General features: G+C 63.8%; 14 protein-coding genes. 4 read left to right on the top strand and 10 right to left on the bottom strand.

Features of this window, described 5'->3' with window-relative positions:
• Nucleotides 1–90 precede the first annotated feature (90 nt).
• Both IVB32_RS11360 and IVB32_RS11355 read right to left on the bottom strand, forming a co-directional pair.
• Nucleotides 91–267, bottom strand: coding sequence for a hypothetical protein (locus tag IVB32_RS11360; RefSeq protein ID WP_018458044.1), 177 nt, complete (start codon nt 265–267; stop codon nt 91–93).
• 105 nt (nt 268–372) lie between these two features.
• On the bottom strand, nt 373–2,109 hold the full coding sequence (locus IVB32_RS11355; protein ID WP_247410378.1) for an adenylate/guanylate cyclase domain-containing protein: 1,737 nt from the start codon (nt 2,107–2,109) through the stop codon (nt 373–375).
• A 324-nt stretch (nt 2,110–2,433) separates the two neighbouring features.
• On the opposite strand from IVB32_RS11355, the gene IVB32_RS11350 reads away from it, so the two are divergent.
• Entirely contained in the window at nt 2,434–4,626 is a 2,193-nt protein-coding gene (locus IVB32_RS11350; protein WP_247369933.1) for a lytic transglycosylase domain-containing protein, read from the top strand.
• A gap of 91 nt (nt 4,627–4,717) precedes the next feature.
• Here IVB32_RS11350 and IVB32_RS11345 read toward each other — a convergent pair whose 3' ends face one another.
• The 3 genes from IVB32_RS11345 to IVB32_RS11335 are packed head-to-tail and all read right to left on the bottom strand — an operon-like array spanning nt 4,718 to nt 5,628.
• Nucleotides 4,718–5,017: a hypothetical protein gene (locus tag IVB32_RS11345; RefSeq protein ID WP_018458047.1), complete on the bottom strand. Its 300-nt coding sequence runs from the start codon at nt 5,015–5,017 to the stop codon at nt 4,718–4,720.
• Between the two features lie 57 nt (nt 5,018–5,074).
• Nucleotides 5,075–5,263 carry a hypothetical protein gene (locus IVB32_RS11340; protein ID WP_039800268.1) on the bottom strand — a complete coding sequence of 63 codons (189 nt, stop codon included), beginning with the start codon at nt 5,261–5,263 and terminating at the stop codon, nt 5,075–5,077.
• Nucleotides 5,260–5,628 (bottom strand): hypothetical protein, encoded by a 369-nt coding sequence (locus IVB32_RS11335; protein WP_231188449.1) that lies wholly within the window; start codon nt 5,626–5,628, stop codon nt 5,260–5,262. The genes IVB32_RS11340 and IVB32_RS11335 overlap by 4 nt, the downstream gene beginning before the upstream one ends.
• A gap of 744 nt (nt 5,629–6,372) precedes the next feature.
• On the opposite strand from IVB32_RS11335, the gene IVB32_RS11330 reads away from it, so the two are divergent.
• The 3 genes from IVB32_RS11330 (at nt 6,373) to IVB32_RS11320 (ending at nt 9,948) form a co-directional block, all read left to right on the top strand.
• Nucleotides 6,373–8,808, top strand: a complete 2,436-nt coding sequence (locus IVB32_RS11330) for a PAS domain-containing sensor histidine kinase (protein ID WP_247369931.1) — start codon at nt 6,373–6,375, stop codon at nt 8,806–8,808.
• Nucleotides 8,805–9,476, top strand: a complete 672-nt coding sequence (locus IVB32_RS11325) for a response regulator transcription factor (protein ID WP_247369927.1) — start codon at nt 8,805–8,807, stop codon at nt 9,474–9,476. Before IVB32_RS11330 ends, IVB32_RS11325 begins: the two co-directional genes overlap by 4 nt.
• Nucleotides 9,477–9,561: 85 nt before the next feature.
• The gene (locus IVB32_RS11320) at nt 9,562–9,948 is read left to right on the top strand and encodes a response regulator (RefSeq protein ID WP_018458052.1); all 387 of its coding nucleotides are present in this window, start codon (nt 9,562–9,564) and stop codon (nt 9,946–9,948) included.
• A 32-nt stretch (nt 9,949–9,980) separates the two neighbouring features.
• Here the strand turns inward: IVB32_RS11320 and IVB32_RS11315 are convergent, their stop codons facing one another.
• The 5 genes from IVB32_RS11315 to IVB32_RS11295 all read right to left on the bottom strand — a co-directional run.
• A complete protein-coding gene (locus IVB32_RS11315; protein ID WP_247369924.1) occupies nt 9,981–10,949 on the bottom strand; it encodes a tripartite tricarboxylate transporter substrate binding protein BugD in 969 nt (322 codons plus the stop codon).
• Between the two features lie 86 nt (nt 10,950–11,035).
• Nucleotides 11,036–12,277, bottom strand: coding sequence for a threonine synthase (locus tag IVB32_RS11310; protein WP_247392809.1), 1,242 nt, complete (start codon nt 12,275–12,277; stop codon nt 11,036–11,038).
• Nucleotides 12,278–12,422: 145 nt separating this feature from the next.
• Entirely contained in the window at nt 12,423–13,844 is a 1,422-nt protein-coding gene (gene lpdA, locus IVB32_RS11305) for a dihydrolipoyl dehydrogenase (RefSeq protein ID WP_085395056.1), read from the bottom strand.
• Nucleotides 13,845–13,861: 17 nt separating this feature from the next.
• Complete coding sequence (locus IVB32_RS11300) at nt 13,862–14,068, bottom strand: hypothetical protein (RefSeq protein ID WP_018458056.1); 207 nt, start codon at nt 14,066–14,068, stop codon at nt 13,862–13,864.
• Between the two features lie 48 nt (nt 14,069–14,116).
• A partial coding sequence (locus IVB32_RS11295) for a 2-oxo acid dehydrogenase subunit E2 (RefSeq protein WP_247410376.1) occupies nt 14,117–15,052 on the bottom strand: 936 nt, incomplete at its 5' end.

Genomic DNA, 15,052 nt, shown 5'->3' with positions numbered 1-15,052 from the left:
CCCCGGCATTTCCACAGCGGGAAATCACCGGAGGCGTCCTCGCATCTGCATTGAGGATGCGCGCCAAGTGTTAAGAACGGATTGCCGGCGTCAGGCCGCAGCTTGGCTCGCTATGGCCTGCCGCATGTCCACCGCCAGCTGGCGATACCGCTCCGAGAGCTTCAGATAAAACTCACGCTTGGTGCTGTCGGTGGCGAGCCTGGCGATCAGCTCGCATTCGGCGGTGAGCGTCTCGAACCGTTCGAGCCTGTTCTCAAGTTCTGTCATCGGCGTGTCCCCATCAAACGCCTCAAGGACACCAAACCTAAGCCCGGGAAATAGGTCACTGCGAACATCGTTATCGAGTAGAATCAATTTTTCCCGCGCGGCCGACTATTTCTGCTCCAACCGCCAGGCGCCCTCCCAGCCCTCGTCCGGCGGATGGGCCTCGAACCGCGTGATACGAGCAAGCATTGCCCGCGAGGGGCCGTCGCCTGGGACGGCTTCAAGTGCCGCGTTGAAGCCGGCGCGGGCCTCGTCGAAGCGGCGGGCGCGATAGGCGGCGAGGCCTTCGGCGTAGTGAGAACGCAGGCTCTCATGCGCGGCCGTGAGTGCGCCTGCCCGGCCCATCACCTCGAAGATCGTTTGCGGCGCGCTCTGGCCGGCGACCGCAAGACGGTCGACCTCGCGCAATCCGAGGTGCGAGCCGATCGCGTCCGCCGTCGCCTGCGAGATCAGGATACGGGTGCCATAGGTCTTGTTGACGGCCTCCAGTCGTGAGGCGAGGTTCACGGCGTCGCCCATCACGGTGAAGCTCATCATCAGCTCGGAGCCGATGCTGCCGGTCAGGACCTCGCCGGTGGCGATGCCGATCCGCAGATCGCAAAGCCCGGGCATGGCGCGGATGCCGAGCAGATCCGGCAATTGCTTCTGCAGCGCGGGCACCTGATCGGCCATTTCGATCGCAGCAAGGCCTGCGAGCAGCGCCGGCTCTTCCTCCTCGATGAAGGGAGGGCCCCAATAGGCCATGATGGCGTCGCCGATATATTTGTCGATGATGCCGCGGTTGCTCCTGATCGGACCGGACATGACGGTAAAATAGTGGTTCATCACCTTGACCAGGCCGCGCGGGGTCATGCCCTCGCTCATCGCGGTGAAGCCGCTCATGTCGCAGAACATGATGGTCATCACCCGGCGCTGGCCGTCGACGGCGACCTCCGGCCGGTCAATCAGCCCCTGCACCACCTTGGGATCGATGTAGCGGCCAAAGGTCTCGCGGATGCGCTCGTTCTGGCGCAATTGCTCGACCATGCGATTGAAGGCGGAGGCGAGTTCGCCAATCTCGTCCTGCGTCGAGACACTGATGGTCTTGTCGAAGCGGCCCGCCTCGACTTCGCGGGTGCCGGCCAGCAAGAGCCGGACCGGTCGCGTGATCCCGGTGGAGACCATGATCGCAAAGGCAAGTCCGACGATCGCCGCGAGGATGGTCACGATGCCCGAGACGATGATCGCCTGGCGCTGATGGCGGATCACCTGCGCGGTGCTCACGAACACCTGCGAGAGCATCTCGGCGCGGATCGCATCGATCCGCTGGGTGAAGAGATCGCGGAGCGCGTCCACATGGACGAGCACGTCGCGCGTGGCCGCAAAGTCCTTGGCATCGAGCAGCCGGAGCAGCTTGGCGTCCTCCTCGTCGAGTTCGCGGCGAAGCTCCTTGACTGCATTCTCGATGCGCGTCTCGATCCGGGCGAGTGCCGCGTTGTCCGACGGTGTGCTCTCATCGTCGATGATCGCGTTGATCAGCTTTCGCGCGGCTTCGGCCTCCTGCTCGACCTGGGCGTCCGTTTCCCTGAAGATCTTCAGCCGCGCCGCAAAGCCCTCCTCGTCCGGCGGCGTTTGCATTTTGGCGATCACCATGCGCCGCATCGCCAGCGCCCGCTCCAGCGAACGCACATTGGACCGCGCCAGGTGGCCGTAAGCCGGAATATACCGCGCGGTCAGCTCATCCAGAAGATGGCCGACGCGGCTGGACATCACCATCGACAGGATCGCGGTGACGACCATCAGGATGATGAGGCCGAGCGCAATCCCGACGATCTTGCGCCGGATCGACTGGTTGAAAATCGGCATGGGCGCGGGACAATGGGCTGAAGGGGAAAGGCTTTGGAACCCAATACAACGGATTTGCCGCCGGGAATACGCGCAATTTGGCCGCTTCGAGGCGTCCTGAACCGCCGCAACCGTCGCGCGAGCCGTATTCGTTAATGAAGGTTAAGAGACCCGCTCGCCCCGCCGTTGCACAGGTTCCCTGGCTCCATCCGTATTTCGCCGCATTGTTGGAACAGCTTCAGGATGCGAAACGACGTCGTGTCACCATTTTGACGCCGTTTTGATTCTCGAGCCGCATCTCGTCGCGGACTTTGGTTTGTACTGGTTTCGCAGGGGGACCACGGAATGAACCAGTGCCTACGCTCGCTCGCGTGTGTCGTTGCCGTGGCCGCTTTGGCCTTCATCCCTACAGAGCTGGCAGCGAAGAGCGGTCACAAATCGTCCGCGCCGAAGAAGACGCATGAGGCGAAAACCGGCAAGCAGCGCCACGCCTCCGCCGGCAAGGCGCGGCACGGCAAGCATGCCGAGGCCAAGCGCAAGTCGAAGAAGCAGGACGACGCGCCCTCGGACAAGCCGGCAGCCCCGCCGCTGACTGGCGATCTCGCCGCGCTGAAGGATGCCATCGATCTCGCGCGGAAGGGCAAGACCGAGGACGCCAGCGCGGCGCGCGACCGCATTGCCGACCCGGCCGGACAGAAACTCGCCGACTGGTTTATGCTGCGCCATTCCGAAAGCACGGCGAATTTCAAGCGCTACGCCGCCTTCCTCGCCGCCAATCCGGACTGGCCGAGCAGCGCGCTGCTCCGCCGCCGCGCCGAGGCGCGGCTGTGGCAGGAGAAGGCCGACGCGACGACAGTGCACAAATTCACGATGGACCGGCCGACCAGCGCCAAGGGCAAGTTCGCGCTCGCCCGCGTGCTAATGACCGAGGGCGACAGCGACAGGGCCGCGCGTCTTGTGCGCGATGCCTGGCGCACGGACGAATTGTCCGAGCGCAGTGAGGAGGATTCCTACCAAGCGTTCCGCGATCTCCTGACCGCCGAGGATCATCGCGCCCGCATGGACAAGCGGCTCGGCGCCAAGGACTATGCGGGGGCGCGGCGCGCAGCCAAGCGGCTCGGCGAGGATGCGCTCGCGATCGTCAAGGCCTGCGCCGCAGTCACCGGCAAGGCCAGCAAGGCCAAGGATTACCTGGAGGACATTTCGGCCGAGGCGCGCCGCGACCTCGGCTATGTGCTGTGCCGCGCGCAATGGCATCTCCAGAATGACCGCATCGACGACGCGGCCGAGGTGATCCTGGCCGCCGCGCCCGATACGATGGCGGCGCAAGACACCGACGCCTGGTGGCGCGAGCGCCGCCTGCTCGCGCGAAAGCTGCTCGACCAGGGCAAGTTCAAAACCGCCTATGATTTGGTGCGCTCGGCAGCCGTGCCCGCGATGGAGGTCTATCGCGCCGACTATCACTTCATGTGCGGCTGGATCGCGCTGCGCTATCTCGATGATCCCAAGGCGGCGATGACGCATTTCGCCGCGATCGACGAAGGCTCCGCCAATCCGATCGCGCTGTCGCGCGCGCATTATTGGCGCGGCCGCGCGGCCGAGGCAATGAACGCACCGGCCGATGCGCGCCTGAGCTATCAGGCGGCGGCGCGCTATCCGACCGCCTATTACGGCCAGCTCGCCCGCGCCAGGCTCGGTCTCGACCGCATCGAGCTGCGTGCGCCCTCGCCCGTGCTGGCAGCAGTCGACGCGCCGCCCGCGGACGAGCGCGTGCGCGCCGCCGACATGCTCTACGGCGTCGGTGAGCGCGACATGGTGTTTTACTTCGCCGAGGATTTTGCCAAGGAGAGCACCGACGTCGCCGCACTCGAAGCGCTCGGCGAGCTCGCCGGCCGGCGCAACGATGCGCGCGTGATGCTGGAGGTCGGCAAGTCGGCGCTGGCGCGCGGGCTCGCGCTCGATCACTACGCCTTCCCGACCATCGGCATCCCTGAACATAAGCAGGTGGCGCCCGCGATCGATCCCAGCGTGATCTATTCGGTGGCGCGCACCGAAAGCTCGTTCGACCAGCGCGACAAATCGGCCGCCAACGCAGTCGGGCTGATGCAGGTGACGCCGGAAGCGGGCCGCGACACCGCAAAGCGCTTCGGCCTGACCTATGACTGGGACAAGATGGTCTCCGATCCCGTCTACAACACGCAGATGGGCGCGGCCGAGCTCAGTGCGCTCATGTCGGAATATCGCGGCAACCAGATCATGACCTTCGCCGGCTACAATGCCGGCCGGGGCCGCGTGCGCGAATGGGTGCAGGCGCGCGGCGACCCCAGGGATCCCAAGGTCGATCCGGTCGACTGGGTCGAGCGCATCCCGCTGTCGGAGACGCGCAACTACGTCCAGCGCGTGATCGAGAACGTGCTGGTCTATCGTGCGAGGTTTGAGGCCAGCAGCGTCGTCGCGGCGAAGTCCGAGCAGCGCGTTACGACGCCGAACAGGGGCGCGATGCCGACGACGGCATCGGCCGCAGCCGCCGCGCCCTAGCTTCGCGACGCCGGGGCTGGACGCGGCGTGAAGCTGGATGCAGTGACTGCGACCGACCTCTCTGCGCGGGTCCGCATCGTTTGGCGAGCCGTCACCTCCTTCCGTGGTCAGAGGGTTCGTACGCGCGCAGAAATGCTTCCGTCAGCGAGCGCGAGAGCGCGCCCGTCTGCAGTATCCAGTTCCAGCTCGACACCGTGATCGCTTCGAGCGAACTGCGGTAAGGCCAGAGCATTTCCACCGCCGTCTGCTGATATCGACGGTAGCAATCATAGTCGCAGTACCGCCGCTCAGCGGGCACATGGCGGACGTAACTCGCGCCCAGCGGCTGCGCGCACGCGCTGCAGGTACCGCCGTGGCGAGGCCCTTCCTGATTGACGAACATGAATCTCATCGCGATGTCCTCTCGCCCGGACGGCAAATCCACCGCCCGTTTCGCCCTCCTATCCGCTCAAGACGCCGCTCGTGTGCGCCCCTCGATCAGCGGCGCAGCTTCGCCATGAAGCGCGTAACACTCGTAGCCGCAGTAGGGCAGCAGCGTCTTCGCATCGCGCAGATAGCCGCCGCTGATCTCCTCGCAGCACCAGAGGCAGGACGTTTTGCGAAAAGGGGTCCTGCCGTTCACCAATATGAACCTCATGTGGCACCTCCGAGCGCAAAGCAGTAGACCGTGTCGACGAGAGAGGCGGACGGCGGCGGCGCGCAAAGATGGTTGCGGCCGTCGGGATTATCCCTGTTTCGCTCGACCTTCTGAGGCGGAATGAGGATGTATTTCCCGTCTTCCCGGCGCAGCGCGTAGATGCTCCCCTCGACCCGCCGTATCTCGGTCGGGTAGCAGTCGGCGTTGTTGCAGCAAGTCAGCACCGGATTGTCCGGCATGTGCCAACTCGAATAGAACTGCTCGTGGAGGAGCAGATCCCGAGGCGGATGACGATGTGCGCCATCCTGTCCGGCCTCGTCCGCCTCCGCTCCAGTCATCAACGAAAGCGGCAGCGTGATCGCCAAGAGGAGCTTGCAACAACGGTTCAACGCGCAGCCTCCCGATACAGAATTGCCGAACGCAGCAGATCCGGTGACTGGTGCTTACGCCGCCTGAGACCGAAACAGCCATCGGCGATCGCGTTCGCGGCGCGCTCTGAAGCGATCGAGACATCTCCGGGAGCAAAGCGGCGCTCGCCAGGAATAATACCGGATCAGGCCGAACTTCCCGCTGCAGACGGCGCAGCTTTTTGCGGCGGAAGGGCGCTCGGAGTGTTCGGGCTTATCGCACATGATCCTCTCCTCCTGGCCTCTGATGGGCGCCTCTGACGGTCGAGGATCCCCACGGGCGCTGATGCACAATCACCACGTTCGTCAACGAAATGCGGCTTCTCAATCGTGACCAGATCATCGGCAAGTCAGCGCCAGCGGAGGCGAAGCTGGCCTCTTGAGTGCACGACCCCGCGCTACTCAACTGTTCAAGCGTTGCGATCGACACCACTGGATTGCCGGTGAGACTAGTCCCCATGTGACGGGCCGCTCAATTGTACGGAGGTAAATGCAGCGTATGACTAGGATTGCGCGACCTATACATAGGTTTGTCCGGTGATTTACCGGAGTTTCGTCCGCTCGCAACGAGACGGCGCAACGCTGGCAAGCTGCACGGAGCCCGCGAACTTTCGATGCGGAATCCTGCTTTGATCAGGGAATTGCCCCTGCTGTCGCAAAGTGCTCTACTCTCCCTGCCCCACGCGGGCCGGGACGCTTGCGATGATGCCTGGCCAGATCGCAAAACTAGGGAATTCGGCCGCGCAATTCCTGCTCGGCGGCCTTGCGGCGCTTCGATCTCTCGGCAATGCGGGGAAAGGCGAGTCCGCGACTGGGGATGGCTGGCGGCAGGACAATGCCGACCTGCGCGACGCCGTGAAGCAATGGCGACAAGTGTTCGAGCACAATCCGGTCATGTATTTCATGGTCGATCCGGCCGGAACGGTGCTCAACGTAAATACATTTGGCGCCGCGCAACTGGGCTACACGGCGGCCGAGTTGACCGGCCAATCTGTGCTGAACGTCTTTTTCGAAGAGGACCGCGATTTCGTCCGTCGCTGTGTCGGGCTGTGCCTGGAAACCGTGGACCAGTCGCACACCTGGGAGATTCGCAAGATCCGGAAGGACGGCTCGGTTCTCTGGGTCCGTGAGAACGCCAAGGCCATGCGACGCGGCGACGGCACGCCGATCGTGCTGGTCGCCTGCGAAAACATCACCCAGCGCAAGGAGGCGGAGGATGCGCTGCGGCAGAGCGAGGCCTACCTTGCCCAAGCGCAGGAGTTGAGCCGCACCGGCAGCTTCGGCCTGAGCCTGGCAACCCGCGAGGCCGTCTGGTCCAGGGAGACCTTTCGCATCTTCCAATGTGACCCGCAGGTCAAACCGACGCTCGATTTCGTTTTCCAGCGCATTCATCCGGAAGATCGCAATGCGGTCAGCAAGACCCTTGATCAGGCCTTCCGTGAGGTCGGCGATTTCGACCATGAATATCGCCTGCTGATGCCCGATGGAACCATCAAATATCTCCATTCCGTGGCACGCGTGGTGAGACATGGATCCGGCCACATCGAGTTTGTTGGAGCGGTCACTGACGTCACTACGGCAAAGGAAACCGAACAGCGGCTGCGTCGCAGCGAAGCCTATCTGACCGAAGCCCAGCGCCTCAGCCACACGAGCAGCTGGGCCTGGAACGTGCGCAGTCAGGAGTTTGCCTACCGATCGGCCGAACTCTATCGCCTGTTCGGATTCAACCCGGACCAGATCGATCTGTCGGCGCAGGCTTTCCAACAACGGATCCTCGCCGAAGACTTTCGCCGGATCGTCGATGTGGAACGTCAGGCAATCCGGCAAAAGCAGCCTTTCGAAGTTGATTTTCGGATTTTGCGTCCGGACGGTTCCGTACGACACGTCCATACGGAGGGGCATCCCGTCGTCGGCGGGGACGGCGATGTCACGGAAATCATCGGCACCCACGTCGATGTCACCGAGCAGTTTGCCGCCAGACAAGCGCTGCAAAAAGCCTTTGACGAGCTCAAGCTGTCCGAGCAGCGATTTCGCGACTATGCCGAAACCGCCTCGGACTGGTTTTGGGAGAGCGGGCCGGACCACCGTATCACACGGATTTCGGAACATGCCGACACGGCCGGTCCCGTGCCCACGGGCGTGATCGGCCTCGCCCGTTGGGACATTCCACCCGATGCCGAGCTCGAGCCCGAGAAGTGGGAGCGGCATCGCGCGACGCTCGATGCCCACCTTCCGTTTCGCGACCTGGTCTACCGAAGCAAGGATCGCAACGGATCTCCGATCTACGTGCGCACCAGCGGCAAGCCCTTGCACGACGCGAACGGCAACTTTCTCGGTTATCGTGGCGTCAGCAGCGACGTGACGGCGGCCATCCGCGCCGAGCAGGCCGAAGAAGCACTGCGCAAGGCGCAAGCCGAACTAGCTCACGTGACGCGCGTCACGATGCTCGGCGAACTCACGGCCTCGATCGCCCACGAGATCAATCAGCCCTTGGCCGCCGTGATCTCCAATGCGGATGCCTGTATCGGATGGCTCGGCCGCGAACCAGCCCAACTGAATGCCGCACGCCGTTCCGTGGAATGGATCGTCGAGGACGCCAATCGCGCCAGCGAGGTGATCCGCCGGATCAGAACGCTTGCGAAGAAGACCGAGATCGAGATGGCTCCGGTCGACATGAACCAGCTCGTCAGGGAGACGGTGGCGCTCGTCCGCCGCGAGCTTGCCACCCATGCCGTGTCGGTACGAATGGAGCTGGCGTCCGCTCTACCCAGCGTTTGCGGCGACCGGATCCAGCTGCAGCAGGTGCTGATCAACCTGGTCATGAACGGGATTGAAGCCATGCACGCCAATGTGGACCGTCCGCGCGAGCTTGCGATCCGCTCCAGCCAGGCGAGCGAGCACGGCGAAGGCCGCATGCTCCTGATCGTGACAGACAGCGGGGTCGGCCTCGGCGACGGCGCGACGGAGCGCATCTTCACACCTTTCTTCACGACAAAGCCGAGCGGCCTGGGGATGGGACTGTCGATCTGCCGATCGATCATCGAGGCTCATGCGGGCCGGCTCTCGGCCTTCCCCAATGACGGAAGCGGAGCAACATTCCAGATTGCCCTGCCCTTGCCGATCGAGGACACGTCGTGACCGACCATCTCAAGGTGGCGACGGTGCAGACGAGTTCCGACGATCCGATCGTCTTGATCGTCGACGACGATCCATCGATGCGCCGTGCGCTCACCAACCTCTTTCAATCCGTCGGCCTCAAGGTCGAGGCTTTCGGCTCCGCGGCGGAGATCATGGAAGCCAAGCCACCGGCGGTCCCCAGCTGCCTTGTGCTCGACATCCGCCTGCCGGGCTCAAGCGGCTTTGACCTGCAGTCGGACCTAGCGAAGGCGAACATTCACACGCCCATTATCTTCATCACCGGTCATGGTGATATTCCGATGACCGTCAGGGCCATGAAGAGCGGCGCCATCGATTTTCTGACCAAGCCGGTGCGCGACCAGGACATGCTGGATGCGGTTCAGGCCGCGATCGAACGGGATCGCAAGCGACGCAATGCCGAGGAGTCGGTCGCGGGAGTGCGGTCCCGATTCGAGGGTTTGAGCGCGCGCCAGCGCGACATCCTCGCCCTGGTGGCGTCCGGCCTGATGAACAAGCAAGTCGCTGCCGAGCTCGGATTGGCTGAGATTACCGTCAAGATCTACCGCGGGCAGATCATGCGGAAAATGGGCGCCAAGTCGTTGGCCGATCTCGTCAGAATGGTGGAGGCGCTCGGAATCTCACGCCCGGGCGGAAAGGTGCAAACCTAAGTATGCTTTTCAAGCTCGCTCCAAGGGCTCACTTTCGTCAAGTGCGGCACCGTGATCGGCGGCTCCCCGATCAGGAGCGATCATTTTGTCAATCCCCTCGGCCATTTCCGTCATCGACGATGATCGATCAGTCCGCCTTGCGACCAATAATCTGCTGACGTCGCGGGGATACACGGTCAACATCTTTCGCTCCGCTGACGAATTTCTTCAATCGGCCGAACTGAAGACGACGTCCTGCGTGATCGCGGATGTGCAGATGTCGTTGATGGGCGGCCTTGAGCTCTTGACGCACATGCGCAGCCTTGGTCACCACACGCCCTTCATTTTCATGACGGCTTTTCCCGACGATGCCGTGCGCGACCGCGCGCTGAAAGCGGGCGCTATCTGCTTTCTGGCGAAGCCGTTCTCCACGCCCGCTCTGCTTGAATGTCTGCGGATGGCCCTGTCCGGCTCCGATCAAACCGAGACGTGATACGCTGGCGCCGAGCCCTGGCGACACGGCGCTCACTCCACCTTGATGTTCGCCGCCTTGATCATTGGCCACCACTTCGCGATCTCCGCCTTCTGGCGGGCGCCCAGGGCCTCGGGCGTGAGCTGATCCTGGGGTGTCATCTCAAGCCCCTGACTTTCGAGCTGCTTCTTCACGCCGGGATCGTTCAGCGCTTCCACGGCAGCGGCATTGAGCTTGGCGACGATCGCCTTTGGCGTGCCCTTCGGCACCCACATGCCGGACCAGAGCGTCATGTTGAAGCCCTTCAGGCCCGCCTCCTCCGCCGTCGGGATGTCGGGCGCCGACGACAGGCGCCTGTCATCGGTGATGGCGTAGGCGCGAATGGTGCCGGCGCGGACCTGGTTGATGGAGTTCGAGGTCTGGTCGACGATGATGTCGATCTGGCCGGCAATGAGATCGTTCAGGGCGGGCGCGGTGCCGCGATACGGTACGTATTGCAGCTTGATGCCGCTGACGCTCTCCAAATAGACCCCGGCGATGTGGCTACCCGAGCCCGCGCCGGCGGTGCCGGCGGTCGGCGGCGACGGTCGCGACTTCAGCCAGTCCAGCAGCTCCTTCAGCGAGGTCGCGGGCACCGCGTTCTTGCTGACGACGATCATCGGATTGCTCGGCAGCAGCACCACCGGCTCCAGGTCCGCGACCAGGTCGTAATTGAGCTTGTAGACGGCGCCGTTGGCGACGTGGGTGCCGAGATGGCCGAACGAGATCGTGTAGCCGTCGGGGGCCGAATGCACGGCGCGGCCGACGCCGATCGAGCCGCCCGCGCCGGTGACGTTCTCGATCACCAGCGGCTGCCCAAGCGATGTCCGCATCCGCTCGGCAAGCACTCGCGCCATCGCATCCGACGGACCGCCGGCGGCGAAGGGAACGATGATGGTGATGGGACGCGAGGGATAGTCGTCGGCGCGCGCGGCGCCTGCAACAGCGAGAATAGCAATCAGCGCAGCCCAGGCGGCCTTCATTGTCTTCTCCCAGCAATGTCATTGTTGTTTTTGTCTCTTCCCGCGTACGGGAAGAGGGATCGTTCGTGAAGGGACGAAATGCCGCGCTAGAACTGCGAATAGTCGATCGGCTTATGACGATCGAGCGTGCGGGTGACCGGCGGCAGCGGGTATTTCAGGCCTGTGGCGCAATTGAACAGCATCACGCGGTCGGACTTGCTGACGCGGCCGTCGGCGAGGCTGTCCTTGTAGGCGGCGTAGGTGGCAGCACCTTCGGGGCAGAGCAACAGCCCCTCCTCGCGCGCGACCTCGCTGAGCGCCGACGAGATCTTGTCGTCGTCGACGGCAATGGCAAAACCGTTGCTCTGCCGCACCGCGCGCAAAATGAGAAAGTCGCCGATCGCCTGCGGCACGCGAATGCCTGACGCGATGGTGTGAGCGTCCTCCCAGCGCGTCGCATGCTCGGTGCCGGCCTCATAGGCGCGCACCATGGGCGCGCAGCCGGAGGCTTGCACCGCGACCATGCGCGGGCGCTTGCTGCCGATGAAGCCGATCTTCTCTAGTTCGTCGAACGCCTTCCACATGCCGATCAGGCCGGTGCCGCCGCCGGTCGGATAGAAGATCACGTCGGGCACGTCCCAGCCGAGCTGCTCGGCGAGTTCGAGCCCCATCGTCTTCTTGCCTTCGATGCGGTACGGCTCCTTCAAGGTCGAGGTGTCGAACCAGCCGACTTTCGCCTTGCCCTCGCCGACGATCTTGCCGCAATCGTCGATATAGCCGTTGACGCGGTAGACGGTGGCGCCCTGCAGCTCGATCTCGCTGACGTTCACCTCCGGCGTATCGGCCGGGCAGAAGATCGTGGTCTTGATGCCGCAGGAGGTCGCATAAGCCGCGAGCGCCGCGCCGGCATTGCCGTTGGTCGGCATCGCCATATGCTTGATGCCGAGCGCCTTGCCCATCGACACCGCCATCACGAGGCCGCGCGCCTTGAACGAGCCGCTCGGCAAGCGCCCCTCGTCCTTGACGATGATCTCGCCGCCGCCGAGTTTTGCACCGAGCTTGGGCAGCCGGATCAGCGGCGTCGTGACCTCGCCGAGCGAGACGATGTCCTGACATTTACGCACCGGCAAAAGCTCGCGGTAGCGCCACATGTCGGCGGGGCGCTGGGCGAGCGCGTCTTTCGTCAGCGCCGTCTTCACACCGGCAAGGTCGTAGCGCACCAGCAGCGGCTTGCCGGCCTTGGAGAGGTTGTGGACCTGGTCGGCGGCGTAATGATCGCCCTCCATCGCGCATTCGAGATGGGTGACGAAGGTCGGGCGTTCGATGGTGAGGTTGTCGTTGTCTTGCATGGGGTGATTTCCTTCTTGTTTTGCAAACAGATCCCTCCGCTCGTCATTGCGAGCGCAGCGGAGCAATCCAGAGTCTTTCCGCGGAGGCAGTCTGGATTGCTTCGCTTCGCTCGCAATGACGGTGGTGGGCGGCGATGCGCGCCCGTCAAATATTCAGCACCCGTCCATACGCATCCAGCACGGCTTCCTTCATCATCTCCGACAGGGTCGGATGCGGGAACACCGTGTGCATCAGCTCCTCTTCCGTGGTCTCAAGGTTCATGGCGACGACGTAGCCCTGGATCAGCTCGGTGACCTCTGCGCCGATCATGTGGGCGCCAAGCAGCTGGCCGGTCTTCTTGTCGAAGATCACCTTGACCAAGCCCTGGTCCTCGCCGAGCGCGATGGCCTTGCCGTTGCCGACGAAGGGGAAGCGGCCGACGCGGATCTCGCGGCCGTTCTCCTTGGCCTTGGCTTCGGTGAGGCCGACGGAGGCCACCTGCGGCTGACAATAGGTGCAGCCCGGGATCAGGTTCTTGTCCATGGCGTGCGGATGCAGGCCCTTGATCGCCTCGACGCAGATCACGCCTTCATGTTCGGCCTTGTGAGCCAGCATCGGCGGCCCCGCGACATCGCCGATGGCATAGATGCCGGGGATGTTGGTCTTGCCGTAGCCGTCGATCACGATGACGCCGCGATCCGTTTTCACGCCGAGCTTCTCGAGTCCAAGGTTCTCGATGTTGCCGACGACGCCGACGGCCGAGATCACACGCTCGAACTCGGTCGTCACAGGCTTGCCCTTGCCGTCGTCAATGGTGGCGACGACGCTGTCGGCCTTCTTCTCGAGCTTGGTCACCTTGGTCGAGGACAGGATCTTGATGCCCTGCTTCTCGAACCGCTTGCGCGCCAGGCCGGCGATCTCGGCATCCTCGACCGGCAGGATCTGCGGCAGCACTTCGACCACGGTGACGTCCGAGCCCATGGTATGGAAGAAGGAGGCGAACTCGATGCCGATCGCGCCGGAGCCGACGACCAGCAGCGATTTCGGCATCCGCTCCGGAACCATCGCCTCGAAATAAGTCCAGATCAGCTTCTTGTCGGGTTCGAGGCCCGGCAGCACGCGCGGTCGCGCGCCGGTCGCGACGATAATGTGTTTGGCCTGATACGTTCCCTCGCCCAGCGCACCCTTGGGGCCCTCGACGTCCGACTTCTTCACGGTGACTTTGCCGGGCGCGTCGATCGAGGCCGCGCCCCAGATCACGCTGACCTTGTTCTTCTTCATCAGGAAGCCAACGCCATCGTTCAGCCGCTTCGAGACACCGCGCGAGCGCTGCACCACCGCCTTCGGGTCGAACGAGACGTTTTCGGCGGACAGGCCGTAATCCTTGGCGTGCTGCATGTAGTGGTAGATCTCGGCCGAGCGCAGCAGCGCCTTGGTCGGGATGCAGCCCCAGTTGAGGCAGATGCCGCCGAGATAGGATTTCTCGACGATCGCGACCTTGAAGCCGAGCTGGGCGGCGCGGATTGCGGTGACATAGCCGCCCGGACCGGAGCCGATGATGATGATGTCGAAGGATGTGTCGGCCATGGCGGCTCCCATTCAACTCAAGAGGCGCCGCGGGCGCGGCGCTTGATCAGAAAAGACCTCACCAGCCATTCGAGCATCGTCGCCAAAGCCATTACGGCCAAGGCGATCAGCACGACCGGCTGGGCGATGTTCCGTGCCAGTTGTTCACCGGCAAAGAACGCGGAGTAAAGAAGATCGAGCCCAATCGGGTTGAGCGCGACGACTGCTCCAAGCAGCAGCGACATCCATGGCCAGCGGGTACGGACATGCAACGGTGCCCCCTCTACCGCGCGTCAGACCATCATCATGACGGGATTTTCGATCAGCTGCTTGAAGGCGCCGATCAGTTCCGCGCCGAGCGCGCCGTCGATGGCGCGGTGATCGCAGGACAGGGTCACGCTCATCATGTTCGCGATCTCGATCTTGCCGCCGCGGACCACAGGCCGCTCCTCGCTGGTGCCGACCGCGAGGATGGTCGCATGCGGCGGATTGATCACGGCAGTGAAGTGGCTGATGCCGAACATGCCGAGGTTCGAGACGGCCGTCGTGCCGCCCTGGTACTCTTCGGGCTTCAGCTTGCGCGAGCGCGCGCGTGCCGCAAAATCCTTCATCTCGTTGGAGATGGTCGACAGCGTCTTGGTCTCGGCCTTGCGGATGATCGGCGTGATCAGGCCGCCCGGCATCGCCACGGCGACGCCGACGTCGGAATGGTGATGCTTGACCATGCCGGATTCGGTCCAGCTCACATTGCAATTCGGGATCTTCTGCAGCGCCACCGCCATCGCCTTGATGACGAAGTCGTTGACCGAGATCTTGTAGAGCGGCTTCTTCTCCTTATCCTTGGGAGCAGCCGCATTGATCTCCTCGCGCGCGGCGAGCAGCTTGCCGATGTCGCAGTCGATGGTGAGATAGAAGTGCGGGACGTTCTGGATCGACGCGGTCAGACGCTGCGCAATCGTGCGGCGCATGCCGTCATGCGGGACCACCTCGTAGGAGCCCGGCTCGAACAGCGCCAGGATCTGCTTGTCCGACATGGTCGGCGCGCCCGAGGGTGCACCTGACGGCGCCGCCGCGGGAGCCTTGAGGCCCTTGCCGGACTTGGCCTGCTCCACGTCGCGCGCGACCACGCGGCCGTGCGGGCCGGTGCCGGTCACCATCGCAACATCGACGCCAGCTTCCTTGGCGAGCCGGCGCGCCAGCGGCGAGGAGAACACGCGGCCGGCATGGCC

The organism is Bradyrhizobium sp. 23, from assembly GCF_023073295.1.
Classification (GTDB): Bacteria; Pseudomonadota; Alphaproteobacteria; order Rhizobiales; family Xanthobacteraceae; genus Bradyrhizobium; species Bradyrhizobium canariense_D.
The sequence above is the reverse complement of the archived record's forward strand: the minus strand, read 5'-3'. Positions and strand labels throughout refer to the sequence as shown.

Excerpts from the sequence above, each read along its gene's own strand:
- IVB32_RS11360 (WP_018458044.1), bottom strand. The coding sequence starts at position 267 with ATGACAGAACTTGAGAACAGGCTCGAACGGTTCGAGACGCTCACCGCC.
- IVB32_RS11355 (WP_247410378.1), bottom strand. The coding sequence starts at position 2,109 with ATGCCGATTTTCAACCAGTCGATCCGGCGCAAGATCGTCGGGATTGCG.
- IVB32_RS11350 (WP_247369933.1), top strand. The coding sequence starts at position 2,434 with ATGAACCAGTGCCTACGCTCGCTCGCGTGTGTCGTTGCCGTGGCCGCT.
- IVB32_RS11345 (WP_018458047.1), bottom strand. The coding sequence starts at position 5,017 with ATGAGATTCATGTTCGTCAATCAGGAAGGGCCTCGCCACGGCGGTACC.
- IVB32_RS11340 (WP_039800268.1), bottom strand. The coding sequence starts at position 5,263 with ATGAGGTTCATATTGGTGAACGGCAGGACCCCTTTTCGCAAAACGTCC.
- IVB32_RS11330 (WP_247369931.1), top strand. The coding sequence starts at position 6,373 with ATGATGCCTGGCCAGATCGCAAAACTAGGGAATTCGGCCGCGCAATTC.
- IVB32_RS11315 (WP_247369924.1), bottom strand. The coding sequence starts at position 10,949 with ATGAAGGCCGCCTGGGCTGCGCTGATTGCTATTCTCGCTGTTGCAGGC.
- IVB32_RS11310 (WP_247392809.1), bottom strand. The coding sequence starts at position 12,277 with ATGCAAGACAACGACAACCTCACCATCGAACGCCCGACCTTCGTCACC.
- lpdA (WP_085395056.1), bottom strand. The coding sequence starts at position 13,844 with ATGGCCGACACATCCTTCGACATCATCATCATCGGCTCCGGTCCGGGC.
- IVB32_RS11300 (WP_018458056.1), bottom strand. The coding sequence starts at position 14,068 with ATGTCGCTGCTGCTTGGAGCAGTCGTCGCGCTCAACCCGATTGGGCTC.